This window comes from Herbidospora yilanensis (assembly GCF_001570565.1).
GTDB classification, from domain to species: Bacteria; Actinomycetota; Actinomycetes; order Streptosporangiales; family Streptosporangiaceae; genus Herbidospora; species Herbidospora yilanensis.
The window spans coordinates 1-24,892 of sequence record NZ_BBXE01000037.1; the positions used below are offsets into that span (position 1 = coordinate 1).

A 24,892-nucleotide genomic window follows, 5' to 3' on the forward strand; every position below is an offset into this window, starting at 1 on the left:
AGCGCAGGAAGGCCAGCACCGCCAGCACCCGGCGGTGCTGGTCGGCGTCGTCGGCGTACAGGCCGAGCTTGGCGAAGATCGAGCGGATGTGCTTCTCCACCGCGCCCTCGCTCACCACCAGGTGACGCCCGATCGCCGGGTTCGAGCGGCCCTCCGCCATCAGGGCCAGCACCTCACGCTCCCGGGGCGTCAGCATCGCCACCGGGTCGTCGCGCCGCCGCCGGACCATGAGCTGGGAGATGACCTGCGGGTCGAAGACGGTGCCGCCGGAGGCGACGGCGCGCAACCCGGCCATGAACTCCTCGACGTCGACCACGCGGTCTTTGAGCAGGTAGCCGACCCCGCCCCGCGCGTCGGCGAGCAGGTCGTCGGCGTAGGAGACCTCGACGTACTGCGACAGGATGAGGATCGGCGCCCCGGGCACCTCCCTGCGGGCCGCCACGGCGGCGCGCAGGCCCTCGTCGGTGAAGGTCGGCGGCATCCGCACGTCGACCACGGACACGTCAGGCCGATGCGCCGCGACGGCGGACACGAGCTCATCGCCCGTCCCCACCGTCGCGACCACCTCACAACCGAACTCTTCGAGGAGGCGTACCAGACCCTCCCGGATGAGCACGGCGTCGTCGGCCACCACTACCCGCACGGAACCTCCGCCACGATCAGGGTCGGCCCCCCGGCGGGGGACTGAACGGACAACTCGCCGTCGACCGCGCGCAGCCGGTCGGCCAGACCGGACAACCCGTGGCCCTTGGCGACATGCGCGCCGCCGACTCCGTCGTCGCCGATGGTCAGCAGCAGCGAGTCGCCCGTGCGGTCGAGCATGACCCGGCACATGGTGGCCCTGCTGTGCTTGGCGACGTTGGTGAGCGCCTCGGCGGTGACGAAGTAGACGGTGTTCTCGACCAGCGCCGCGAACCGCTCCTCGATCCGGACGTCGAGCTCGACCGGCACGGTGCAGCGGGCCGCCAGCGCCGACAACGCCGGGTTGAGCCCCCGGTCGGCCAGGATCGGCGGCGCGATCCCCCGCGACAGCGCCCGCAGTTCGTCGAGCGTCTCCCGGGTGGCGGTGATCGCCTGCCCGATCGTCGTCGACGCGGCCTCGGCGTCGCGCTCCAGCAGCCGCTGGGCCCGCGACAACTCCATCGCCAGGTGGACCAGCCGCTGCTGCGGCCCGTCGTGGATGTCCCGCTCCAGACGGCGCAGCGCGTCGGCCTCGGCGTGGGCGGCGGCGTGCCGGCCCTCGGTGAGGTCGTCGATGCGGCCCTGCAGCTCGGCCATGCCGCTGAGCAGCGTCCGGCCCAGATTGGCCTGCAACGTGGCCATGAACCGGATCACCGGGAACAGCACCAGCGTCGCGACCACGCCGAGCACCGCGTAGAACAGGGTGTTGGACAGGTAGCCTCCGCTGAAGCCGAGCAGCTCGGGCAACTCCTGGTTGCCGGGGATCTGGTTGGTGAACCAGCCCCAGATGGGGTAGGTCACCCCGCCCAGCACCAGCGCCCACATCGCGGTCGTGACGACGAACGTCGCGATCGCGACCGGGAAGACGATGATCAGGTGCAGCACGTCCAGCCACGACTGGGGCGTCACGATCGGGTTGACCAGCCGGCGGACCCAGCCCGCACCCACCGGCGGCGCCGGATAACGCGGACGGTGCACCGGCCGGTCGAGGACCAGCGCGATGCGCCCTCGTTCCAGGTCGCCGAACAGACGGGCGATGAGCAGGGTGACCGCGAGGACGGCCACTCCGACGCCGACGACGACGGTCCCGGCCCCGGCGGAGAGCCCGGCGACCATCAGGCAGAACGCGACCGTCGCCAGGGGGAAGCCCAGCATCAGGTAGCCGGTGTCGGCGGCCAGGCGGCGCAGATGTGTTCTCATGCCCATCAACCTAGAAATCGGCGGCACTCCTCACGATCCCGCGTACACCCGGCCGATGGTAGGGCTGGCACCACCATCACAGGCCCCCGAAACCGGCACGGGCCGCGCCCGGAGGCGCGGCCCGCCGAGAACGGCCCTACTTCTTGCGCTTCTCCCTGATCTTCATCGTCACCTCGATCGGGGAGCCCTCGAAGCCGAACTCCTCACGCAACCGCCGCTCGATGAATCGGCGGTAGGTCTCCTCAAGGAAGCCCGAGGTGAACAGGACGAACTTCGGCGGCTCGGTCGCGGCCTGCGTCGCGAACAGGATCTTCGGCTGCTTGCCGCCGCGGACCGGCGGCGGCGTCGCCTGCACCAGCTCGGTGAGGAACTGGTTGAGCCGCGCGGTCGGCACCCGGGTCGTCCACGAGTCGATCGCCCGCTCCAGCGCCGGGACCAGCTTCTCGACGTGGCGCCCGGTCTTGGCGGAGATGTTCACGCGCAGCGCCCACGGGGTGCGGACGAGCTGGCGCTCGATCTCCTTCTCCAGGTAGTAGCGCCGGTCTTCGTCGACCAGGTCCCACTTGTTGAACGCCACGACCATGGCCCGGCCCGACTCGATGACCAGCCCGATGATCCGCAGGTCCTGCTCGGTCAGCACCTCGGACGCGTCGATCAGCACGATCGCGACCTCGGCCCGCTCCAGGGCGGCGCGGGTGCGCATGGCGGCGTAGAAGTCGGCGCCCTTGAGCTCGCGGTCGCGCCGCCGGATGCCGGCGGTGTCGATGAAGCGCCAGGGCACCCCGCCGAGCTCGATCAGCTCGTCGACCGGGTCGCGGGTGGTGCCCGCCATCGGGTCGACCAGCACCCGCTCCTCGCCGGCGACCCGGTTGAGCAGCGACGACTTGCCCACGTTGGGCTTGCCGAGCAGGGCCACGCGGCGCGGACCGCGCTGCTCGCCGAACTTCAGCGGCGGCGTCTCGGGCAGCGCGTCGAGCACCACGTCGAGCAGGTCGCCGCTGGAGCGGCCGTGCAGCGCCGACACCGGGTAGGGCTGCCCGAGGCCGAGCGACCACAACTCGTTGGCCTCCAGCTCCTGGAGCTGGTTGTCGACCTTGTTCGCGGCCAGCACGACCGGTTTGCCCGCCTTGCGGAGCACCCCGCCGACGGCCTCGTCGGAGTCGGTGATGCCGACCGTGGCGTCGACCACGAACAGGATCACGTCGGCCAGCTCGGCCGCCACCTGCGCCTGCTCGGCGATCTTCAGGGCCATGCCGGTGGCGTCGGGGTCCCACCCGCCGGTGTCGACCAGCGTGAACCGGCGGCCCCGCCAGTTGGCGTCGTAGGTGACCCGGTCGCGGGTCACGCCGGGGACGTCTTCGACGACCGCCTCCCGGCGGCCGATGATGCGGTTGACCAGGGTCGACTTGCCCACGTTGGGGCGACCCACCACCGCCACGACGGGCAGCGGACCGGAATCGGGCTCGTCGTCGTGGCCTCCCTCGACATCGAGGGTGGCCAGTTCGGCCTCGATCCAGCCGTCGTCGTCGTACTCCGCGCTCATCGCGGCATTCCTCCTGTCAGCGCGCCTCGATCGGGGCGCGCTCCTTCACGAGCCGCAGGATCTCGGCGATCACCTCGTCGAGCCCGAGCTCGGTGGTGTCGACCTCGACCGCGTCGGCGGCCATGGTCAGCGGGTCGGCCTTGCGGGTGGAGTCGAGCGTGTCGCGGCGGGCCATGTCGGCCACCTGCGCCTCGACGGTCGACCCGGTCAGCTCGGCGTTGCGCCGGCGCGCGCGGGCCTCGGCGCTGGCGGTCAGATAGATCTTGACGGGGGCCTGGGGGGCGACGACGGTGCCGATGTCGCGGCCCTCGACGACCATGCCCTCGGGGGTTCCGGCGATCAGCGCCCGCTGGAGGGCGACCAGGCGGGCGCGGACCTCGGGCACCGCGGCGACGGCCGAGACGGCGCCGGTCACGGCCGGCTCCCGGATCGGGCCGTTGACGTCGATCCCGTCGACCGTGACGCCGGAGTTCTCCGGGTCGGTGGACATCTCCAGCACCGGCTCGGCCGCCCGCGCCGCGATGGTCTCGGCGTCGGCCAGATCGATGCCCTGGTCGAGCACCCACCAGGTGAGCGCCCGGTACATCGCCCCCGTGTCGAGGTAACGCAGGCCCAGCGCACGGGCCACCCCGCGAGACGCGCTCGACTTGCCCGACCCCGAAGGCCCGTCCATGGCGACGACCAGACCCGGCACGGTCCACTCCCCTGTTCTCGTGTGTGTTGCGACCCTCAGAAGGCTACCGGCGCCGGGACCCGGCCCCGACAGCCTTCACCCCTGGAGCTGCCAGCCCTGCGCCCTGAGGGCCGTGGCGAAGATCCCGGCCGCCTCGGGCTGCACCGACAACTCCACGGCGCCCAGCGGAAGCCCGGGCACGTGCTCCAGCCGCACGTCCTCGATGCTGACCCCCGCCTGCTCGGCCACCTGGAACAGCCGCGCCAGCTCGCCCGGACGGTCGCCGATGACGACCTGCACGACCGCGTAGGTGCGGGCCGGGCCGCCGTGCTTGCCGGGGATGCGGCCGGTGCCGGTCACGCCCCGCCGGAGCAGGTCGGTGACCTCGTCCATGGAGGTGCCGTCGATCGCGAACTCGCGCAGCGACCGCGCGGCGTCGTTGAGGTCCTTGGCGACCGCCTCCAGGACCTCCGCCACGGGGGCGGCGTTCCCGGACAGGATGCCCGTCCACAGACCGGGGTCGCCGGCCGCGATGCGGGTCACGTCGCGGACGCCCTGGCCGCTGAGGCCGAGCGCCGTGTCGGGGGCCTCGGCCAGCCGGGCGGCCACCGCCGCCGCCGCCACGTGGGGGGCGTGGGAGATCAACGCCACGGCGCGGTCGTGCTCCTCGGCCGCGACGGTGACGGCGTTCGCCCCGCAGAGCGCGACGAGCTCGTACACCGCCTCCCGGGCGCGCGGACCCGACTCGATCGTCGGGCAGAGCGCCCACGGGCGTCCGAGGAACAGGTCGGCGCGAGCCGCCCCGGGGCCGGACTTCTCCCGCCCCGCCAGCGGATGGCCCGCGACGAACACCGACAGGTCGCACCCGAGCACGGCCGCCTGCGCGATCGGCAGGGCCTTCACGCTGGCCACGTCGGTGTAGAACCGGGCCGCCTCGTTCTTCTGCAGTTCGAGGAGCTGGTCGGCGACGAACTGCGGCGGCACCGCGATGACCGCGATGTCGGCCCGCTCGCCGCCGTCCCAGGGTTCACCCGCGCCCAGCTCGCTGGCCAGCCGTACGGCCCCCGGGTCGCGGTCGGTCAGCAGCACCCTGATGTCACGGCGGCGCAGCGCCAGCGCCAGCGACGTGCCGATGAGGCCCGTGCCGACGACCAGAGCACTGCTGAGTGAGCCACCCTCGGTCATGGAATTCCTCGGTGATCTATTGAGCGATGTCGACCCGCAGCGCGACCGCGCCGCGCAGGTAGACGTGGTGGATCTCCTGGCGCGGCCGGTCGACGGCGATGTGGGCCATCAGCCGCACCACGCGGGGCAGCGCGCCCGGAACGCCGATCTCCGACGCGCAGAGCAGCGGCACGTCGTGGAAGCCCAGCTTACGGGCGGCCAGAGCGGGGAACTCGGCGGTCAGGTCGGGTGTCGCGGTGAAGATCACGCTGATCACGTCGTCGGTGGTGAGCCGGTTTCGCTCCATCACTTCGGTGACCAGCTCGGTCGTACCCGTGATGATCGACTCACGGTCGTTCCCGTCAACCTGGATCGCGCCGCGGACCGCCCTGACCATATGCCTGACTCCTATCTGATCGTCCGCAAAGGCTACAGCTTGACCGATGCGTAGAGCTCGCCGACTTCGTGCAGGCTGAGTGCGCGGATCGTGCCCGGCTTGAGCCGGCCGAGCTTGACCGGCCCGAACTCGATGCGGGCCAGGTCGATCACGCGGTGCCCGGTCTCCTCCAGAAGGCGGCGCACGATGTGCTTGCGCCCCTCGTGGAGCACGACCTCGACGAGCGCCTGCTGACCGTGCTCCTGCACGATCGTGAACGAGTCGACCTTGGCCAGCCCGTCTTCCAGCTCGACCCCCTTGCGCAGCGTGCGGTGCAGGTCGCGCGGGACCGGGCCGGGCACCTTCGCCCAGTACTTCTTCGGCACCCCGTAGCTCGGGTGGGTCAGCCGGTGGGCCAGCTCGCCGTCGTTGGTGAGCAGCAGCAGCCCCTCGGTCTCGGTGTCGAGCCGCCCGACGTGGAACAACCGGGGAGCCAGTTCCTGGACGTAGTCGGCCAGGCACGGCCGCCCCTCCGGGTCCTCCATCGTGGACACGACGCCGATGGGCTTGTTCAGGGCGTAGTAGACCAGGTCGGGCGCGGTCGGGATGCGCTTGCCGTCGACGTGGATGATCTGCTTGGCCGGGTCGACCCGCGCCCCGAAGCGCCGGACCACCTGCCCGTCGACGGTGACGCGCCCCTCGCCGATCATGTCCTCGCACGCGCGCCGCGAGGCGACGCCCGCCTGGGCGAGCACCTTCTGCAGCCGCTCGCCGCCGGGGATCTCGGTGGTGTCGCGCTCGTCGGTGTAGCCGGGCTCCCAGAAGTCGGGGTCCCGCTTCGGCTGGGCCGCCGTCTTGAACGGCTGCGCCTTGGGACGGGCCGGCTTTCCGACCGTCTGCACGTCGTCACGACGCCCACCCCGCTCGGCGCGCATCGGCCGGTCGGCCTTGCCGAACCGCGCCCTGGTGCCCTTGGGGGCGGGGGTGCCCCGGCCGTCACGGGACTCGAAGGACCGCTCGGGCCGGTCGGACCGGTCGAGGTGGCCCTCGCGGAACGACCGCTCGGGCCGCTCGTCGCGGAAGGACCCCTGCGGCCGGTCGCCGTAGGAGGGCCGGTCGCCGTAGGACCGCTGCGGGCGGTCGCCGTAGGCCCGGTCGGAACGCGGCCGGTCGCCGCCGGAAGGACGGTCGGAACGGTAGGACCGCTCGCCGCCACCCGAACGGTCGTCACGGAAGGACCGCTGCGGCCGATCGCCGCCGGAGGGCCGGTCGCCATAGGACCGCTGCGGCCGATCGCCGCCGGAGGGCCGGTCGCCGTAGGACCGCTGCGGCCGGTCACCGCCGGAGGGCCGGTCGCCGTAGGACCGCTGCGGCCGGTCACCGCCGGAGGGCCGGTCGCCAAAGGACCGCTGCGGCCGATCGCCGTAAGAGGGCCGGTCGCCAAAGGACCGCTGCGGCCGATCGCCGTAAGAGGGCCGGTCGCCAAAGGACCGCTGCGGCCGGTCACCGCCTGAGGACCGCTGCGGCCGATCGCCGCCTGAGGGCCGCTGGGGCCGGTCGCCGTAAGAGGGCCGGTCGCCGTAGGACCGCTGCGGGCGGTCGCCGTAGGGCCGGTCGGAGCGGGGGCCGTCGTCGCGAGAGGAACGCTGCGGCCGGTCGTCGCGCGAGCCTCGCGGACCCCGGTCGTCGCGGGATCCGTAACTCCTGTCGCCGCTCCGGTCGCCGCGCGGCGCGCGGTCGTCGCGGGCGCGGAAGTCGCGGCCGCCCCGGTCGTCGCGGGAGCCGGAGCCGCCGCCCGACGAGCCGCCGCCGAACCCGCCGCGTTTGGCGGGGCCGCCGGAGCCGGTGCCGCGGGAGCCCGATCGGCCCGCGCGGAAGGAGTTGCCTCGACCGCGTCCATCACCGGACGGGGTGCTGCGCTTGTTCACTTGGGTTGCTCCTCAAGGGTGTCAACGTCGTCGGGGAGGAAGGGCGCCAGTTCGGGGAGCTCAGACAGCTCCCGCAGGCCCAGCCTCTCCAGGAAGTAGCTGGTGGTCCGGTAGAGCACGGCCTGGCTCTCCGGGTCGGTCCCGGCCTCTTCGACGAGGCCGCGGGCGGCGAGCGTGCGCATGACGCCGTCGCTGTTGACGCCGCGGATCGCCGCCACGCGGGCCCGGCTGACGGGCTGCCGGTAGGCGACCACGGCGAGGGTCTCCAGGGCGGCCTGGGTCAGCCGCGCCTGCTGGCCGTCGCGCACGAACCGCTCCACCAGGGGAGCGCATTCGGCGCGGGTGTAGAGGCGCCATCCACCGGCGACCTCTCTCAGATCAAAACCCCTCCCGGCGGAGGTGTATTCCGCCGACAGGTCGCGCAGGGCGGCGGCGATCTCGGCCGTGGGCCGTTCGAGCACCTGCGCGAGGGTGATCTCGGCGACGGGTTCGTCGACGACGAGCAGGATGGCCTCAAGGCCCATCGTCAGCTCAGACACCGTCGTTCTCCCCTTGTCGCGTCTCGTCGTAGTCGTCGCCGACGAGCACGGTGCCGTCGGCCGTTCCGGTCCAGGTCACGTAGAGGTCTCCCAGCGGCTCGGCCTGCTCGAAGGAGACCGCCGCCTCGCGGAACAACTCCAGAACGGCGAGGAACCTCGCCACCACTTCGAAAGGGCCGGCGCAGTCGGAGGTCAGCGCCCGGAATGTCGCGGTGCCCGCCCGGCGCAACCGCTCGACCAGGATAGCGGCCTGTTCGCGTACGGAGGCGAGTGGTTGGTACATGTGGGTGACCGAAACCGTCGGCGGCAGCTTCGGGGTGAACGCCCGGCGGGCGATCTCGGCCAGCCGTTCGGGCCCGATCCCGAGCACGAGCTCGGGCAGCAGGTTCGCGAACGCGGGCTCCAGCGGCACCAGGCGCGGGAACCGCAGCGCCTCCTCGGCCATCCGGCCGGAGAAGATCTTCGCCACCTCCTTGTACGCCCGATATTGCAGCAACCGCGCGAACAGCAGGTCACGGGCCTCCAGGAGGGCGAGGTCCTCCTCGTCCTCCACCTCGCCGGTCGGCAGCAGCCGGGCCGCCTTGAGGTCGAGCAGGGTGGCCGCGACCAGCAGGAAGTGACTGGTCTGGTCGAGATCCCATTCGGGCCCGCGCGAGCGGATGTAGGCGATGAACTCGTCGGTGACCTTGTGGAGCGAGACCTCGGTGATGTCGAGCTTGTGCTTGGCGATCAACCCGAGCAGCAGGTCGAAGGGCCCCTCGAACACCTCAAGGTGGACGTGGAACCCTTCGGGTGGCGCTGTGGTCTCCGGCTCGGTCACCGAGCCATTGTCGCGCAGAAATCAGAGCCGCGACCGAGCCGTCGTCCCGCTGGGGATCAGAGCCGCGCGGGCCAGCGGGCCAGCACCTCACGGGCCAGCTCGCGGTAGGCGGTGGCGCCCATCGAACCCGGGTCGAACTGGGTGATCGGCTCGCCGGCCAGAGTGGCGTCGGGGAAGCGCACGGTGCGGTTGATTACCGTGTGGAAGACCTTGTCGCCGAAGCCCTGCATGATCGTCGCCAGCACCTCGCGGGCGTGGAGGGTGCGGGGGTCGTACATGGTGGCGAGGAGGCCGTCTATCTCGAGGTTCTTGTTGAGGCGTTCCTGCACCTTGGAGATCGACTCCATCAGCAGGGCCACGCCGCGCAGCGCGAAGAACTCGCACTCCAGGGGGATCATGACGCTGTGGGCACAGGTCAGCGCGTTGACCGTCAGCAGGCCGAGCGAGGGCTGGCAGTCGATGAGGCAGATGTCGTAGTAGGGAAGCAGGGGCTCCAGGCTGCGCTGGAGGGCGTATTCCCGGGCGACCTCGTTGACCAGCCGGATCTCCGCGCCGGACAGGAAGATGTTGCTGGGGAGCAGGTCCATGCCCTCGACGCTGGTGCCGAGCAGCACGTCTTCGGCGGTGACGTCGGGCTCCTCCATGAGGAGGTCGTAGATCGTCGTCTCAAGCGGGCGGGGGTCGATGCCCAGGCCCACCGACAGAGCGCCCTGCGGGTCGAAGTCGACCAGCAGCACCCGCTGCCCGACCTCGGCTAACGCGGCCCCGAGGTTGATCGTGGTGGTCGTCTTGCCGACGCCGCCCTTCTGGTTCACCATGGCGACGACCCGCGCCGGGCCGTGGTTCTCGGGCACGGGGGGCTCGGGGAAGACGGGGCGGGGGCGCCCGGTCGGACCCAGGGCACCCGGGTTCCCCGCGGTCCACGTCTCGTCTGTGGTCGCAGTCACCTGTTGAACCTCCCTGACGGTCCCGAATCGGACCGAATCTAGAGGGTAGTCACGTATGCGGCAAGGCGCCGCGCCCAAGCAAAGCCAGGGTAATGGAACTCAATCACCTGCGGGCACGGGGATGCGCGGCGGCGTACACCTCGCGGAGCTTGTCGACCGTCACCAGCGTGTAGACCTGGGTGGTGGTCACCGAGGCGTGGCCGAGCAGTTCCTGCACCACCCTAACGTCCGCCCCGCCGTCGAGAAGGTGGGTCGCGAACGAATGGCGCAGCATGTGGGGCGACACCCCCGACAGGCCGGCCCGCTCGGCGGCCGACTGGAGGACCTCCCAGGCGCCCTGGCGGGTCAACCGGCCGCCCCGGGCGTTCAGGAACAGAGCGGGCGTTCCCCGGCCGTGAGAGGCGATCTGGGGACGCGCGCGGACGAGATAGGCGTCGAGGGCCGATCGGGCGTACCGGCCGAGAGGGACGATCCGGGTGGTGCCGCCCTTGCCGCGCAGCACCACCTGCGAGGCGGCGGCGATGTCGTCGACGGCCAGGCCCACCGCCTCGGAGATGCGGGCGCCGGTTCCGTACAGGACCTCCAGAAGGGCCCGGTTCCGGAACGTCAGGGGCGACTCGTCGGGACCCGAGGCGGCGATGAGGCGCTCCACGTCGTCGACGGTGATCGCCTTCGGCAGCCGGCGCAGGGTGCGCGGGGGCCGCACCTGGTTGGCCGGGTCGTGGGCCGAGACGCCCTCGCGCAGCGCGAACCGGTGGAGCCCCCTGACGGCCGAGACGGCCCTGGCCGCCGAGCTGGCGACCAGGGCCGGATGATCGTCGTCGCCCTCCCGCAGCGCGGCCAGGAAGCTGACCACGTCGGCCTCGGCGACCTGGCCGATGGAGGCCAGGCCGCGCGCGGTCAGATGGTCGACGTAACGACGCAGGTCACGGCGGTATGAGGCCAGCGTGTTCACCGAAAGGCCCCGCTCCACCGCCAGGTGGGCGAGGTAGCTGGTGAGTACGGCTTCCGGCGAGCTCAGCGTAGGTCCCCTGGTTCAGGCCTCCGGCGCGCTCGCGGCCCGCAGGCCCTTGTAGTCGTCGGAGGATGCGGCGTACGCGGCGAGAATACCGGCGATGGCGGGGGAATTGTGGATCATTCCGGCCAGCGCCTTCTCTACCGCTTCGTCCAGAGGTACCCATTCCACCGGCATGTCGATCTCTTCGTGGTGCCGGACGTAGGTGTTCTCTTCGTCAGGAATCCTTTCCAGATCCCTGGCCAGGAAGACGCGGATGCGCTCGTCGCTCATGCCGGGCGAGGTGTAGAGGTCGACCAGGGTGTGCCAGGTCGCGGCCCGGTATCCGGCCTCCTCGGCCAGCTCGCGGGCCGCGCAGTCGACCAGCGGCTCCCCCGGCACGTCGCGGATGCCCGCCGGGAGCTCCCACAGCAGTCTCCGCACGGGGTGGCGGTACTGCCGCAGCAGCAGCACCCGGCCGGCCTCGTCGATCGCCGCCACGGCCACCGAGCCGGGGTGCCTGACGTAGTCGCGGTCGGCGGTCTCCCCGCCCGGCATCACGACGGTGTCGGTCACGGCCGAGATGATCCGCGCGGAGAACCGCTCGCGGGTCGCGGTGACCTCCCACCTCTCGCGCACGTCGGCCACGGTCACTTGGCCTTCACCGCCTTGGCGCGGCCCTCGGCGTAGGCGATCGAGGCGGCGATCAGGCCGCGGAACAGCGGGTGCGCCCGGGTCGGGCGCGAGCGGAACTCGGGGTGCGCCTGCGTGCCGATGAAGAAGGGGTGCAGGTCGGAGGCCAGCTCGGCGTATTCGACGAGGCGGCCGTCGGGCGACAGGCCCGAGAAGACCACGCCGACCTTCTCCAGGCGCTCGCGGTAGGCGTTGTTGACCTCGTAGCGGTGGCGGTGGCGCTCGTCGGCCTTGGCCTTGCCGTAGAGCTGGCGGGCCAGCGAGCCCTCGCCGAGCTTGGCGGTGTACATGCCCAGCCGCATCGTGCCGCCCATGTCGCGCTCACCGGCGACGACGTCCTCCTGGTCGGCCATCGTCGAGATGACCGGGTGCTTGACGTCGGGGTCGAACTCGGCGCTGTTGGCCTCCTCGATGCCGGCCAGGTTGCGGGCCGCCTCGATGACCATGCCCTGCATGCCCAGGCAGATGCCGAGCAGGGGGATCTTGTTCTCGCGGGCGTGCCGGATCGCGCCGATCTTGCCCTCGATGCCGCGCACGCCGAACCCGCCCGGGATGAGCACCCCGTCGACGCCGTCGAGCTCGCGGGCCGCCCCTTCGGGCGTCTGGCAGTCGTCGCTGGTCACCCAGCGGATGTTCACGCGGGCGTCGTTGGCGAAGCCGCCCGCGCGCAGCGCCTCGGTGACCGACAGGTAGGCGTCGGGCAGGTCGACGTACTTGCCGACCAGCGCGATGGTGGCCTCCTTGGACGGCTTGTGCACCCGCTTGAGCAGCTCGTCCCACTCCGTCCACTCGACGTCGCGGAACGGCAGGCCCAGGCGGCGCACCACGTAGGCGTCGAGTCCCTCGGCGTGCAGCACCTTCGGGATGTCGTAGATCGAGGGGGCGTCGATGGCCGAGACCACCGCGTCCTCGTCGACGTCGCACATCAGGCTGATCTTGCGCTTGAGCGAGGTGGTGATCGGCCGGTCGGACCGGCACACGATCGCGTCGGGCTGGATGCCGATGCTGCGCAGCGCGGCGACGGAGTGCTGGGTCGGCTTGGTCTTCAGCTCGCCGCTCGGCCCGATGTAGGGCAGCAGCGAGACGTGCAGGAAGAAGACGTTGTCGCGGCCCACCTCGTGGCGCACCTGGCGCACGGCCTCCAGGAAGGGCAGCGACTCGATGTCGCCGACGGTCCCGCCGACCTCGGTGATGACGACGTCGACGTCGGGGCCCGCCATGCCGCGGATGCGGTCTTTGATCTCGTTGGTGATGTGGGGAATCACCTGCACGGTGTCACCGAGGTACTCGCCGCGCCGCTCCTTGGCGATCACGTTGGAGTAGACCTGCCCGGTGGTGACGTTCGCCGAACCGTGCAACTCGGTGTCGAGGAAGCGTTCATAATGGCCGACGTCGAGGTCGGTCTCCGCTCCGTCGTCGGTGACGAAAACTTCACCGTGCTGGAACGGGTTCATCGTTCCGGGGTCGACGTTCAGGTAAGGGTCGAGTTTCTGCATCGTCACGCGAAGGCCACGGAGCTTGAGCAGCCGGCCGAGACTCGAGGCCGTGAGGCCCTTGCCGAGGCTGGAGGCGACGCCGCCGGTGACGAACAGATGTTTGGTGCTAACGGCGTTGCGCAAGGGGTCTCCCGTGGTCCGAAAAAGTGTCGGCCATGTCCACGGGCTTCGAGCCTATCAAATCCTGGTGTCCCCAGCTCACCCACGTGCGGGAACCCGCCATAGGCGGGGATTTCACAAGAAGGTAACTTGATCCGTTATGTCGATGCGGCAACGGTTGATGGGCCTGCTGATCCACCGGATGTGGGCGTACATCCGCAGGGCCGGGGCCCTCACCCCCCTCTCTCCGGCCGGTTACCGGTTCCGCAAGCTGGGCGACGGCGTGTGCATCGCGTTCCCCGTCGGGGCCATCTTCGGTGAACAGTGGATCGAGATCGGCGACCACACCCTCATCGGCGAACGGGTCTCCATCTCGGCCGGGATGGGCCCCGGGGTGGACCTCGGCCCCGACTCCCTCGTCCGGATCGGCGGCTCCTGCTCGATCGGCCGCGGCAGCCACATCGTCGGCCACCAGTCGATCGACATCGGCGACCACGTCTTCACCGGCCCGTACGTCTACATCACCGACCAGAACCACGTCTACGACGACCCGGCGATCCCGGTCGGACGCCAGTGGCCGCGTAACAATCCGGTCAGCATCGGCGAGGGCTCCTGGCTGGGCACGGGGGCCATCATCCTGCCCGGCACCAGGATCGGCCGTCAGTGCGTCGTGGCCGGTGGGGCCGTGGTCAGGGGCGAGTTCCCCGACCACTGCGTGATCGCCGGAGTGCCGGCCAAGATCGTGCGGCAGTACTCCCCCGAGGAGGGCTGGGTCGCGCCGGAAGTCCGGTTGATGCGGATCGCGGGAAGTTCTGGGGATATTTCGTAATAGTGGGTCGTTGTCCCCTCAGAGGGAGGTCGATCTGCTGTGTTCGCGACACTGACCGGGTTAGGGCTCTCGACGGCGGCCGGCCTGAACGCCTACATCCCGCTCATGGTGGTCGGCGTCCTGGCCAACGTGACCGACGCCGTGAAACTGCCGTCCGAGTACGCCTGGCTCTCCAACGGCTGGGTGCTCGGCATCATCGGCGTGCTGCTGCTGGCCGAGTTCGTGCTCGACAAGGTGCCCGTCGTCGACCACGTGAACGACATGATCCAGACGGCGGTCCGCCCGGCGGCGGGCGGCGTGGTCTTCAGCGCCACCTCGGCGGCCTCGCAACTCGACAACTCGACGTGGATGGCCGAACATCCGGCGGTCGGCTGGATCCTGGGCATCGTGACGGCCCTGATCGTGCACGCCGTGAAGTCGAGCGCCCGCCCGGTGGTGAACGCCACGACCGCAGGCGTTGGGGCGCCCGTCGTGAGCACCGTGGAGGACGCCGGCTCGTTGTCGCTCAGTCTGGTGGCGGTGTTCCTGCCGGTGCTGGTGCTGGTCTTCCTGGCGGGGATGATCGCGATCGGCTGGATGGCCATGCGCAGGCTCAGGCGCTTCAGGCGATCGCGGGCCCTGGCCAGAGCGGCCAGGACCTAACCCTGCCGTTCGAACGTGAGCAGGGTGTCGGAGAACTCCGGCGCGGGCGCGCCGGGATCGGCCGCGACGGCCCTCTCAAGGCGGCGGAAGCCCTCGTCGAGCTCCTCGGGGCTCAACTGGGCGAAGAACGACAGGGTGCGCAGCCGCAGCCGCTGGAGCACCTCGTGGCGGGTGCCGGAGGAGGGCTGGACCACGGTGCCGAAGCTCGCCACGCGCCACCCGGCCGACGTGAAGGTCTCGATGACCTCGTGGAGCGGCTGGAACAGGGCGGCGTCGATCTCGAACCCCCGGGTGAAGTGCTCCAGCCACCACGGGCGGGGATGGTGGTCGCTGAAGTTGGCGCGCAGTAACAACCGCCCGCCGGGCCTGAGCACCCTGGCCAGCTCCCGGGCCGCCCGCTCCTTCTCCTGGACGTGGTGCCAGGACAGGAACATGAGCGCGTAGTCGGCGCTCTCAGACGGCACGGGCAGGTCTTCGGCGGAGCCCGCCAGATAGTGCACGCCGGGATGCCGTGAGTGCTCCTGCGCCACCTCGCGCATGCGCACCGACGGGTCGACCCCGATCACCGGCCCGAACTCCTCCGCCAGCGCCGGGGTGAACCGGCCGGTGCCCGAGCCGACGTCGAGCCCGGCCAGCGGACGCCGCCGCGGCAGCACCGCCGCGAAGGCGCCGATCCACACCTCCCGTTGCCGCTCGGTGAGCGCCCGCCCGCGCGCGTAGTCGCGGAACTGCTCCTTGTCGTAGTCGACCCGCCTCATCGCACCCTCCGCGCCGGGGCCACCAGGACCCCGGCCGTGTCGTGGCCGACCCGCCTCAGGTGCCGGGAATCACCCGACCCCGGCCGTCTTCATGTCGCGCACCTCGCGCTTGAGTTCCTTGATCTCGTCGCGCAACCGGGCCGCGACCTCGAACTGCAGGTCGGCCGCCGCGGCGTGCATCTGCTCGGTCAGCGACTCGACCAGGGATTCGAGCTGCGCCCGGGGCATGTCGCCCACGATCGCCTTGGCGTGCTGGCCCGCCTGGCGGGACTTCAGGCCCGGCACCGGAGCCTTGCCGCGCGACTGCTGGCGGCCGCCGCCCCCGAGCAGCTCGGCCGTGTCGGCGTCTTCGCGGTTCAGCGAGTCGAGGATGTCGGCGATCTTCTTGCGGAGCGGCTGGGGGTCGATGCCGGCCGCCTCGTTGTAGGCGATCTGCTTGGCCCGGCGGCGGTTGGTCTCGTCGATCGCCCGTTCCATGCTGGGGGTGATCTTGTCGGCGTACATGTGGACCTGGCCCGAGACGTTACGGGCCGCCCGGCCGATCGTCTGGATCAGCGAGGTCTCCGACCGGAGGAAGCCCTCCTTGTCGGCGTCGAGGATGGCCACCAGCGAGACCTCGGGCAGGTCGAGGCCTTCGCGGAGCAGGTTGATGCCGACCAGGACGTCGAACTCGCCCACCCGCAGCTCGCGCAGCAGCTCGATGCGCCGCAGCGTGTCGACCTCGCTGTGCAGGTAGCGGACCCGGATGCCGTTCTCCAGCAGGTAGTCGGTCAGGTCTTCGGACATCTTCTTGGTCAACGTGGTGACCAGGACCCGCTCGTCGCGCTCGGCGCGGGTGCGGATCTCCTCCATCAGGTCGTCGATCTGGCCCTTGGTCGGCTTGATCACGACCTCGGGGTCGACCAGGCCCGTCGGGCGGATGACCAGCTCGACGAACTCGCCCTTGGCGCGGCCCATCTCGTAGGGGCCCGGCGTGGCCGACAGGTAGACCGTCTGGCCGATGCGCTCCAGGAACTCCTCCCACTTCAGCGGCCGGTTGTCCATCGCCGACGGCAGCCGGAACCCGTGGTCGACCAGGGTGCGCTTGCGGGAGGCGTCGCCTTCGTACATCGCGCCGATCTGCGGGACGGTCTGGTGGGACTCGTCGAGGACCAGCAGGAAGTCTTCGGGGAAGTAGTCGAGCAGGGTGTAGGGCGCCGAGCCGGCCTCACGGCCGTCGATGTGGCGGGAGTAGTTCTCGATGCCGGAGCACGAGCCGATCTGGCGCATCATCTCGATGTCGTAGGTCGTGCGCATGCGCAGCCGCTGGGCCTCCAGCAGCTTGTTCTGGCCCTCCAGCTCGGCCAGGCGCTCGGACAACTCGCGCTCGATGCCGTTGATCGCGCGTTCCATGCGCTCGGGACCGGCCACGTAGTGGGACGCCGGGAAGATGTAGAGCTCGGTGTCCTCGGTGATCACCTCACCCGTCAGGGGGTGGAGCGTGGCCAGCTTCTCGACCTCGTCGCCGAACATCTCGATGCGGACGGCGAGCTCCTCGTACTGAGGAATGATCTCGATCGTGTCGCCGCGGACCCGGAAGGTGCCCCGGGTGAAGGCGAGGTCGTTGCGGGCGTACTGCATGTCGACCAGGCGGCGCAGCAGGCGGTCGCGCTCGATCTCCTGGCCCACCTTGAGCCGGAGCATGCGGTCGACGTATTCCTGCGGGGTGCCCAGGCCGTAGATGCACGACACCGAGGCGACCACGATCGTGTCGCGGCGGGTCAGCAGCGAGTTGGTCGCCGAGTGGCGCAGCCGCTCGACCTCCTCGTTGATCGAGGAGTCCTTCTCGATGTAGGTGTCGCTCTGCGGGACGTAGGCCTCGGGCTGGTAGTAGTCGTAGTAGCTGACGAAGTATTCGACCGCGTTGTTGGGCAGCATCTCGCGCAGCTCGTTGGCGAACTGGGCCGCGAGCGTCTTGTTGGGCTGCATCACCAGGGCGGGCCGCTGGAGCTTCTCCACCAGCCAGGCCACGGTCGCGGTCTTACCGGTTCCGGTGGCGCCCAGGACGACGGTGTCCTTCTCGCCCGCGTTCACGCGGCGCTCAAGGTCGGCGATGGCCGACGGCTGGTCACCGGACGGCGACATCTCTGTGACGACCTGGAAGGGCGCCACCTTGCGCTGCAAATCTGTTACCGGCCTCACGCCTCCATAACCTACGCGCCCCCACCGACAATTCCGGGGTCACCCGTTTGCAAGCGGGCGGCAAGTCAGCATCGTTAGGTTACGTTCGCACCAGGTTGGGGAACCCGGCGGCACGAACGGGCCGTTGAAGCGATCAACCGTCACAAATCAGTAGGAGCCTCCTGAAATGGTCTTCCGCAAGCTCATGGCCGCCTTCGGCGCCGGCGTCGAGGTCGACACCGTGCTCGCCACCTCGACCGTCCGTCCCGGCGAAACCCTCTCCGGCCAGGTCAACTTCGTGGGTGGCGGCAGCGACTACAACGTCGAGGGCATCTTCATCGACTTCACGGCCGTCGTCGAGGTCGAGAGCGGCGACAACGAATACAACGCCACCTACAGCTTCCTGCGCCAGCAGGTGGCCGGCCCGTTCCACCTGACCGCCGGCGCCCGCCACTCCGCGCCGTTCCAGATCCCGGTCCCGTGGGAGACCCCCATCAGCGCCATCGGCGGCCACCCGCTGCGCGGCATGAAGCTCGGCGTGAAGACCGAGCTCGCCCTCGCCGGCGCCCTCGACAAGGGCGACCTCGACCCGCTGTTCGTCACCCCGCTGCCCATCCAGGAGCACCTGATCATGGCGCTCGACCGCCAGGGTTTCCGGTTCAGCAAGGCCGATCTTGAGCGCGGCACCCTCCAGGGCTCCCGCATGCCGTTCTTCCAGGAGATCGAGTACTACGCCGGCCCGCAGTGGAGCCGCCACTTCAACGCCCTCGAACTGACCTTCATCACCAACCCCCACTCGATGGACGTCATCCTGGAGGCCGACAAGCGCGGCGGCTTCATGAGCTCCAGCCACGACACCTACAACCGCTTCACGGTGCCCCTCAACGGCGACCTGGGCGCGGCCGAGCAGGCCCTCAACAACGGCCTCCACCAGATGGCCCAGCGCCGCGGCTGGTTCTGACCGATCTTCCCGGCACGGCTTCCGCGGGGGCGGAAGCCGTTTTCCGTTCCCGGCCCCTGCGAGGCAGCCGCTGGTGAGCGGGCCTCAGTCCGAAGACAGGCGCGCCCACACTTCGTCGACCTGGCGGTCGAGCTCATCGAGCCCCCCGTTGTTGTCGATCACGAAGTCGGCGACCGCCAGCCGTTCCTCGCGCGTCGCCTGGGCCGCGATCCGGGCCCGCGCGTCGGCCTCGGACATCCCCCGGTACTCCCCCAGCCGCCTGATCCGGACCTCGTCGGCCGTGTCGACGACGATCACCTTGTCGAACGTGGGGGCGAGCTTGTTCTCCGCCAGGAGCGGCACGTCGTAGACCACCAGACCGCCCTCGGGCACGTCGTCGAGCAGTTCCTGCACGCGGGCGCCCACCTTCGGATGGACGATCCCGTTCAGCACCGCGAGCCGCTCGGGGTCGGAGAAGACGATCGAGCCGAGCTTCTCCCGGTCGAGGGAACCGTCGGCACGCAGCACGCCCTCGCCGAAGGCCGCCACGACCTCGGCCAGCCCCTCGGTGCCCGGCTCGACGACCTCACGGGCGATCTTGTCGGCGTCGATGACGACCGCGCCGCGCTCGCCCAGCCGCCGGCTCACCTCGCTCTTGCCCGACCCGATGCCGCCGGTGAGCCCGATCTTCACGGCTCGGTGATCCGTCGCATGTGCACCATCGTCAGATGGTCTTGCACCCGCTCGCGCCGGGTCTCGCCGTAGCCGAGGCGCTTGTAGAGGCGCAGGTTGGCGTCTGACAGATGGCCCGTGAACAGGTCGAAGGCGCGGACGTCGGGGTGCTCCGCGACCACCCTCTCGTGGAGCGCCTCCAGCAGGGCGGTGCCGATGCCCTCGCCCTGGCGGTCGGGGGCCACGACCAGGCGGCCGACGACGCAGGCCCGGCCGGCGGTCGCCCCGGGGGTCACGTCGGCGACCAGGCCGCGGACCGCCCCCACCACGCGGCCGTCGTCGACGGCCTTGAGCAGGACGGCGCTCTCGATGGCCTTGCGCAGTTGTTCCAGCGACTCGACCAGCGGGGCGATGAAGGGGTCGCCGTAGAGCTGGGCCTCGCTGACGTAGGCGGCGCGCTGGAGGGTGAGGATCTCCCCGGCGTCGAGAGACTCGGCGCGCTCGATGATGACCATCGCGCCACCCTACCGGGCCGGGCGCCTTTACAAAGTAGACCTCGCGCGGAGAACCAAAAGGCCCCGCCCACCGAGTGGACGGGGCCTTTCGCCGAGCTACTTAGCTCTGGCCACCCGCGAGCTTCTCGCGGAGAGCGGCCAGCGCCTCGTCGGAGGCCAGGGCGCCACCGGTCGACTGGCTGGTCGTCTGGGTCTCGCCGCTGTAGGACGACGGCGCGGCCTCGCTGGCCTCGGCGTCTTCGGCGCGAGCCTGCTCGACCTGCTTCTTGTGCGCCTCGAAGCGGGCCTGGGCCTCGGCGTACTGCCGCTCCCACTCCTCGCGCTGCTTGTCGAAGCCCTCAAGCCACTCGCCGGTCTCGGCGTCGAAGCCCTCGGGGTAGATGTAGTTGCCCTGGTCGTCGTAGGTCGCGGCCATGCCGTAGAGGGTCGGGTCGAACTCGACGTCGACGCCGGCGCCCTCGTTGGCCTGCTTGAGCGACAGGCTGATCCGACGACGGTCGAGGTCGATGTCGATGATCTTCACGAAGATCTCGTCGCCGACCTGGACGACCTGCTCCGGGATCTCCACGTGGCGCTCGGCCAGCTCGGAGATGTGGACCAGGCCCTCGATGCCCTCCTCGACCCGGACGAACGCGCCGAACGGCACCAGCTTGGTGACGCGGCCCGGCACGACCTGGCCGATCTGGTGGGTGCGGGCGAACTGCTGCCACGGGTCTTCCTGGGTCGCCTTCAGCGACAGGGAGACGCGCTCGCGCTCCATGTCGACGTCGAGGACCTCGACCGTGACCTCCTGGCCGACCTCGACGACCTCGGAGGGGTGGTCGATGTGCTTCCAGGAGAGCTCGGAGACGTGGACCAGACCGTCGACGCCGCCAAGGTCGACGAAGGCGCCGAAGTTGACGATCGAGGACACGACGCCCTTGCGGACCTGGCCCTTCTGGAGGGTGTTGAGGAAGGTCTGGCGGACCTCGGACTGGGTCTGCTCCAGCCACGCGCGCCGCGACAGAACCACGTTGTTGCGGTTCTTGTCGAGCTCTATGATCTTGGCCTCGAGTTCACGGCCGACGTAGGGCTGCAGGTCGCGCACGCGCCGCATCTCGACCAGGGACGCCGGGAGGAAGCCACGCAGGCCGATGTCGAGGATGAGACCACCCTTGACAACTTCGATGACCGTGCCGGTGACGATGCCGTCCTCGTCCTTGATCTTCTCGATCGTGCCCCAGGCGCGCTCGTACTGGGCGCGCTTCTTGGACAGGATCAGACGGCCTTCCTTGTCCTCCTTCTGGAGAACCAGGGCCTCGACGTGCTCGCCGACCTCGACGACCTCAGCGGGGTCGACGTCGTGCTTGATCGAAAGCTCGCGCGAGGGGATGACACCCTCGGTCTTGTAGCCGATGTCGAGCAAGACCTCGTCTCGATCGACCTTGACGACGGTGCCTTCGACGATGTCGCCATCGTTGAAGTACTTGATGGTCTCGTCGATCGCGGCGAGGAAGGCCTCCTCGGAACCGATGTCGTTGACCGCTACCTGCGGGGTGTTCGAGGTGGCCTCAGTGCTGCTCGTCATGTGTGGAATTGCTCCGAACCGGACAGATGTCGTTGTGTCGAGGCGCGGCAGGCCTGCTTCGTTCAAGCCGGGGATCAGGATTGAGCGAGCGCGAGCCCGCTCCCTTCGAGGCGCGCGCGAGCCCACAGCGCAGCGATCAGCATATGAGACCAAGCGAGCGGGGTCAATCCGAAGGTCCGGTACGCAGCTTAATAGTAGATAACCTTTTTGCCACGCTTTGACGCAACTTTAGCGCGAAGTTGGCGCGGCACGGAGAGAGTGTCCGGGTCGCCGTCGGCCGTGTAGCGCTCTCCGGGGTGCTCGTCGAGCCACTTCAGCCAGTAGGTCGAGCACCATCTGCGGCAGTCGCCGGCCAGCCCGTTCGACTGGATCCGCTGGATCTGGCGCGGGTCGTAGCCCTTGGCGAAGGGCGACTTCGACGGCTCGGCCCCGGCCAGGAACACGCCCTCGTACCGGTACTCGTCACCGTCCCACGACCCGCCCCGGCCCAGCGACGACTTCCGGGGTCGGGAGCCGAACGGAAGGGCGAACGTGGAGAAATCTTCCACTCCCAGTTGCCTGAGCAGCCGCTCGCCCCGCACGATCTGCTCGCTGACCTTCTTGTTGGACAGGCTCCGCAGGTCCTTGTGGGCGTAGGTGTGGTTGGCCACCTCGAAGCCGTGGTCCATCAGCCACCGCACCCCCGCCTTCTGGGCGTCCCTGCCCTTGAGGCCGAAGGGCTCCCGGTTGACGTAGAAGGTGGCGACGGGGCGGAAGGAGGGATACTTCCCGGCCACCGCGAGGATGATCTCGACGGCGGTGTCCTTCATCGGCAGCCCGTCGGCGCCGAGCGCGAAGTGGCTGGGGTTGCCGTCGTCGAAGGTGAGCACGACCGGGTGGGCCCCGGCGGCGACGTCCATCCGGCCCTCCACGAACTCGGCCGCCGTGACGGGCACGTAACCGGCCCGCGCCAGCCGCTCCAGCTCGACCCGTAACTGCTTGGGGGTGCGGTCGATGGACGCGCTGCGGTCCCAGCGGATGCGGTGGTACATGAGGACCGGCACGAGCCCGACCTCGTTGGCCTTCGCCTTCCGGGCCGACTCCTCGGTCGCCGTGACGGGGGCGGGCAGCCCGAACGCGGGTAACACGGGCTGGGGCGGGGCCTCCCGGCTCTGCTCGGGCTTCTTCTGGGCCTCGGTGTGGGGCATGCCGGTGCGGGGCGGGGAGGCCGGTCCGTGCATGAGCGAGAGCGCGATCAACCCGAGCGTGACCACCACGACATTGGCCACACCGGTGAGAGACACAACCTTCCGCACAGTGATCTGAGCCTAGTCGTGATCGCCTTCCAGAAGGAGGTGAAAAGCTCCCAAAACCACGGGCCGGTTCCACGTTCTCAGTGGCCGGCGTCCTCCCAGTTCGGACCGACGCCGACCGAGACGTCGAGAGGCACGGTCAGTTCGTAGGCGGCGGCCATCTCCTTCACGACCACCTGGCGGAGGTCGTCGAGCTCCCCGGGGTGGACCTCGAAGACGAGCTCGTCGTGGACCTGGAGGAGCATGCGGGAGCGCATGCCCGAGATCGCCCGCTGGACGTTGAGCATCGCGACCTTGATGATGTCGGCCGCGCTGCCCTGGATCGGGGCGTTCAGGGCCATGCGCTCGGCCATCTCGCGGCGCTGGCGGTTGTCGCTGGTCAGGTCGGGCAGGTAGCGGCGGCGGCCGAGGATGGTCGAGGTGTAGCCGTCGGTTCTGGCCTGGGCGACGATCGCGTTGAGGAAGTCGCGGATGCCGCCGAACTCCTCGAAGTACTCGTCTTTCATGGCGCGGGCCTCGGCCACCGGGATGTTGAGCTGGCCCGAGAGGCCGAAGTCGCTCAGGCCGTAGGCCAGGCCGTAGTTCATCGCCTTGATCTTGGCGCGCATCTCGCCCGTGACCGCCTCGGGCGCGGTGCCGAAGACCTTGGCGGCGGTTTCCGCGTGGAAGTCGTGGCCCGAGCCGAAGGCCTCGATGAGCGAGCGGTCGCCGCTCAGGTGGGCCATGATGCGCAGCTCGATCTGGCTGTAGTCGGCCGTCAGCAGGGTCTCGTAGCCGGGGCCGACCACGAAGCCCTTGCGGATGCGGCGGCCCTCGGCGGTGCGGATCGGGATGTTCTGGAGGTTCGGCTTCTCCGACGACAGGCGGCCGGTGGCGGCGATGATCTGGTTGAACGTGGTGTGGATGCGGCCGTCGTCGGCGATCTCCTTGATCAGGCCCTCGACCGTGGTGCGCAGCTTCTGCTGGTCGCGGTGGCGGAGCATGATCGTGGGGAGCTCGTGCTCGGTCTGGGTGGCCAGCCAGGCGAGCTGGTCGGCGTCGGTGCTGTAGCCGGTCTTGATCTTCTTGGTCTTCGGCAGGTTGAGCCGCTCGAAGAAGATCTCCTGGAGCTGCTTGGGCGAGCCCAGGTTGAACTGCTCCCCCACCGCCGCGTGGGCGGCGTCGACGGCCATCTTCACGCCGGCGGCGAACTCGGCCTCCAGCGCGGCGAGGTATTCGGCGTCGGCGGCGATGCCGGCCTTCTCGATCTCGGCCAGCACCCGGACCAGCGGGAGCTCGACCTCGGTCACCAGGCGGGCGCCGCCGCGCTGGGACAGGTGGTTCTCCAGCGCCTCGGCCAGGTCGAGCACGGCCACGGCCTTCATCGCGAGGTCGCGGGCGGCGGTGTCGTCGGCGTCGTCGAACAGGCTGGTCTGGCCGTTGGCCTCGGAGGTGTTCTCAAGGGTGCGGTGGAGGTAGCGCAGCACCAGGTCGTCGAGCGGGAACGAACGCTGGCCCGGCATCGCCAGGTAGGCGGCCAGGGCGGTGTCGCAGGTGAGGCCGCGCAGGTCGAGGCCCTGCGCCCACAGGCCGAGCAGCGGGCCCTTGCTGTCGTGGACGGCCTTCTCGATCGTCTCGTCGGCCAGCCAGGCGGCCAGGTCGGCCTCGTCGTCGGCGGTCAGCCGGGTCAGGTCGAGGTAGGCGGCCGAGCCGCCGGCCGCCGCGAAGGCCATGGCGTCGATGCGGCCGGTGCCGCTGCCCCACGCCCCGGCGAAGGCCAGGCCGGTGCGGCCCGCCGGGAGCGCGCCGAGCCAGGCGGCCACGCCGCCGGGCTGGAGGGTGACGATGTCGGCCTCGAAGCCGCCCTGGACCTCGGGCTCGGCGGTGCCGAGCACCTTGAACAGGCGCTCGCGCAGCTCGCCCCGGATCTGGAGGCTGTCGAGGAGCTTGTTGATCTCCTCGCGGTCCCACTGGCCCATGGTGAGAGCGGCCGGCTCGACGTCGATCGCGACGTCGCGGCGCAACTCGGTGAGCATGCGGTTGTGGATGACCTGGCCGAGGTGCTCGCGCAGTTTGTCGCCGACCTTGCCCTTGACCTCGTCGGCCCGGCGGACCAGCTCGTCGAGCGAGCCGAACTCGCTGATCCACTTGGTCGCGGTCTTCTCCCCCACGCTGGGGATGGAGGGCAGGTTGTCGCTGGGGTCGCCGCGCAGGGCGGCGAAGTCGGGATACTGGTTCGGCGTCAGGCCGTACTTCTCGACGACCGCCTCGGGGGTGAAGCGGGTCATGTCGCTGATGCCCCGGCGGGTCATCAGGACGGTGACCTTCGCGTCGACGAGCTGGAGCGCGTCGCGGTCGCCGGTGACGATCAGCACGTCCATGCCC

23 protein-coding genes are annotated in these 24,892 nt (G+C 70.2%); 3 read left to right on the forward strand and 20 right to left on the reverse strand.

What is annotated here, in order from left to right; all coding sequences use genetic code 11:
* From AW273_RS28695 to pyrG, 13 genes are all read right to left on the reverse strand, one after another.
* A partial coding sequence (locus AW273_RS28695) for a response regulator transcription factor (RefSeq protein WP_062354989.1) occupies nucleotides 1–643 on the reverse strand: 643 nt, incomplete at its 3' end.
* Complete coding sequence (locus AW273_RS28700) at nucleotides 634–1,881, reverse strand: sensor histidine kinase (protein ID WP_062354991.1); 1,248 nt, start codon at nucleotides 1,879–1,881, stop codon at nucleotides 634–636. The genes AW273_RS28700 and AW273_RS28695, both read right to left, overlap by 10 nt.
* 136 nt (nucleotides 1,882–2,017) lie before the next feature.
* Nucleotides 2,018–3,424 (reverse strand): ribosome biogenesis GTPase Der, encoded by a 1,407-nt coding sequence (gene der, locus AW273_RS28705; RefSeq protein ID WP_083950127.1) that lies wholly within the window; start codon nucleotides 3,422–3,424, stop codon nucleotides 2,018–2,020.
* 16 nt (nucleotides 3,425–3,440) lie between these two features.
* Nucleotides 3,441–4,118 carry a (d)CMP kinase gene (gene cmk / locus AW273_RS28710; RefSeq protein ID WP_232327642.1) on the reverse strand — a complete coding sequence of 226 codons (678 nt, stop codon included), beginning with the start codon at nucleotides 4,116–4,118 and terminating at the stop codon, nucleotides 3,441–3,443.
* Between the two features lie 75 nt (nucleotides 4,119–4,193).
* On the reverse strand, nucleotides 4,194–5,282 hold the full coding sequence (locus AW273_RS28715; protein WP_062354734.1) for a prephenate dehydrogenase: 1,089 nt from the start codon (nucleotides 5,280–5,282) through the stop codon (nucleotides 4,194–4,196).
* A 16-nt stretch (nucleotides 5,283–5,298) separates the two neighbouring features.
* On the reverse strand, nucleotides 5,299–5,658 hold the full coding sequence (gene aroH / locus AW273_RS28720) for a chorismate mutase (protein WP_062354738.1): 360 nt from the start codon (nucleotides 5,656–5,658) through the stop codon (nucleotides 5,299–5,301).
* 32 nt (nucleotides 5,659–5,690) lie between these two features.
* Nucleotides 5,691–7,565, reverse strand: a complete 1,875-nt coding sequence (locus tag AW273_RS38160; protein ID WP_063910139.1) for a pseudouridine synthase — start codon at nucleotides 7,563–7,565, stop codon at nucleotides 5,691–5,693.
* Entirely contained in the window at nucleotides 7,562–8,089 is a 528-nt protein-coding gene (gene scpB, locus AW273_RS28730) for an SMC-Scp complex subunit ScpB (RefSeq protein WP_083950134.1), read from the reverse strand. The genes AW273_RS38160 and scpB overlap by 4 nt, the downstream gene beginning before the upstream one ends.
* Before the next feature lie 7 nt (nucleotides 8,090–8,096).
* On the reverse strand, nucleotides 8,097–8,924 hold the full coding sequence (locus AW273_RS28735; RefSeq protein WP_062354741.1) for a segregation and condensation protein A: 828 nt from the start codon (nucleotides 8,922–8,924) through the stop codon (nucleotides 8,097–8,099).
* Between the two features lie 56 nt (nucleotides 8,925–8,980).
* A complete protein-coding gene (locus AW273_RS28740) occupies nucleotides 8,981–9,871 on the reverse strand; it encodes a ParA family protein (RefSeq protein ID WP_062354743.1) in 891 nt (296 codons plus the stop codon).
* 103 nt (nucleotides 9,872–9,974) lie between these two features.
* On the reverse strand, nucleotides 9,975–10,892 hold the full coding sequence (xerD, locus tag AW273_RS28745) for a site-specific tyrosine recombinase XerD (protein ID WP_062354746.1): 918 nt from the start codon (nucleotides 10,890–10,892) through the stop codon (nucleotides 9,975–9,977).
* A 15-nt stretch (nucleotides 10,893–10,907) separates the two neighbouring features.
* Nucleotides 10,908–11,513 carry an NUDIX domain-containing protein gene (locus AW273_RS28750; protein ID WP_232327656.1) on the reverse strand — a complete coding sequence of 202 codons (606 nt, stop codon included), beginning with the start codon at nucleotides 11,511–11,513 and terminating at the stop codon, nucleotides 10,908–10,910.
* 2 nt (nucleotides 11,514–11,515) lie between these two features.
* Nucleotides 11,516–13,177 (reverse strand): CTP synthase, encoded by a 1,662-nt coding sequence (gene pyrG / locus AW273_RS28755; protein WP_062354753.1) that lies wholly within the window; start codon nucleotides 13,175–13,177, stop codon nucleotides 11,516–11,518.
* A 142-nt stretch (nucleotides 13,178–13,319) separates the two neighbouring features.
* On the opposite strand from pyrG, the gene AW273_RS28760 reads away from it, so the two are divergent.
* Nucleotides 13,320–13,982, forward strand: a complete 663-nt coding sequence (locus AW273_RS28760; protein ID WP_232327643.1) for an acyltransferase — start codon at nucleotides 13,320–13,322, stop codon at nucleotides 13,980–13,982.
* A gap of 39 nt (nucleotides 13,983–14,021) precedes the next feature.
* Complete coding sequence (locus AW273_RS28765) at nucleotides 14,022–14,624, forward strand: DUF4126 domain-containing protein (RefSeq protein WP_062354759.1); 603 nt, start codon at nucleotides 14,022–14,024, stop codon at nucleotides 14,622–14,624.
* Here AW273_RS28765 and AW273_RS28770 read toward each other — a convergent pair.
* The gene (locus AW273_RS28770) at nucleotides 14,621–15,382 is read right to left on the reverse strand and encodes a class I SAM-dependent methyltransferase (protein WP_062354762.1); all 762 of its coding nucleotides are present in this window, start codon (nucleotides 15,380–15,382) and stop codon (nucleotides 14,621–14,623) included. The genes AW273_RS28765 and AW273_RS28770 overlap by 4 nt on opposite strands.
* Nucleotides 15,383–15,451: 69 nt before the next feature.
* On the reverse strand, nucleotides 15,452–17,563 hold the full coding sequence (gene uvrB / locus AW273_RS28775; protein WP_062354766.1) for an excinuclease ABC subunit UvrB: 2,112 nt from the start codon (nucleotides 17,561–17,563) through the stop codon (nucleotides 15,452–15,454).
* Nucleotides 17,564–17,729: 166 nt separating this feature from the next.
* On the opposite strand from uvrB, the gene AW273_RS28780 reads away from it, so the two are divergent.
* On the forward strand, nucleotides 17,730–18,503 hold the full coding sequence (locus AW273_RS28780) for a sporulation protein (RefSeq protein ID WP_062354769.1): 774 nt from the start codon (nucleotides 17,730–17,732) through the stop codon (nucleotides 18,501–18,503).
* Nucleotides 18,504–18,587: 84 nt separating this feature from the next.
* Here AW273_RS28780 and coaE read toward each other — a convergent pair whose 3' ends face one another.
* From coaE to polA, 5 genes are all read right to left on the reverse strand, one after another.
* Nucleotides 18,588–19,169 carry a dephospho-CoA kinase gene (gene coaE, locus AW273_RS28785; RefSeq protein WP_083950136.1) on the reverse strand — a complete coding sequence of 194 codons (582 nt, stop codon included), beginning with the start codon at nucleotides 19,167–19,169 and terminating at the stop codon, nucleotides 18,588–18,590.
* Nucleotides 19,170–19,171: 2 nt separating this feature from the next.
* Entirely contained in the window at nucleotides 19,172–19,669 is a 498-nt protein-coding gene (locus AW273_RS28790; RefSeq protein WP_062354775.1) for a GNAT family N-acetyltransferase, read from the reverse strand.
* 100 nt (nucleotides 19,670–19,769) lie between these two features.
* A complete protein-coding gene (rpsA, locus tag AW273_RS28795) occupies nucleotides 19,770–21,236 on the reverse strand; it encodes a 30S ribosomal protein S1 (protein ID WP_030450235.1) in 1,467 nt (488 codons plus the stop codon).
* Nucleotides 21,237–21,424: 188 nt separating this feature from the next.
* Nucleotides 21,425–22,519, reverse strand: a complete 1,095-nt coding sequence (locus tag AW273_RS28800; RefSeq protein ID WP_232327644.1) for a polysaccharide deacetylase family protein — start codon at nucleotides 22,517–22,519, stop codon at nucleotides 21,425–21,427.
* Nucleotides 22,520–22,608: 89 nt separating this feature from the next.
* The coding region (gene polA, locus AW273_RS28805; protein ID WP_232327645.1) for a DNA polymerase I at nucleotides 22,609–24,892 on the reverse strand (2,284 nt) is incomplete at its 5' end.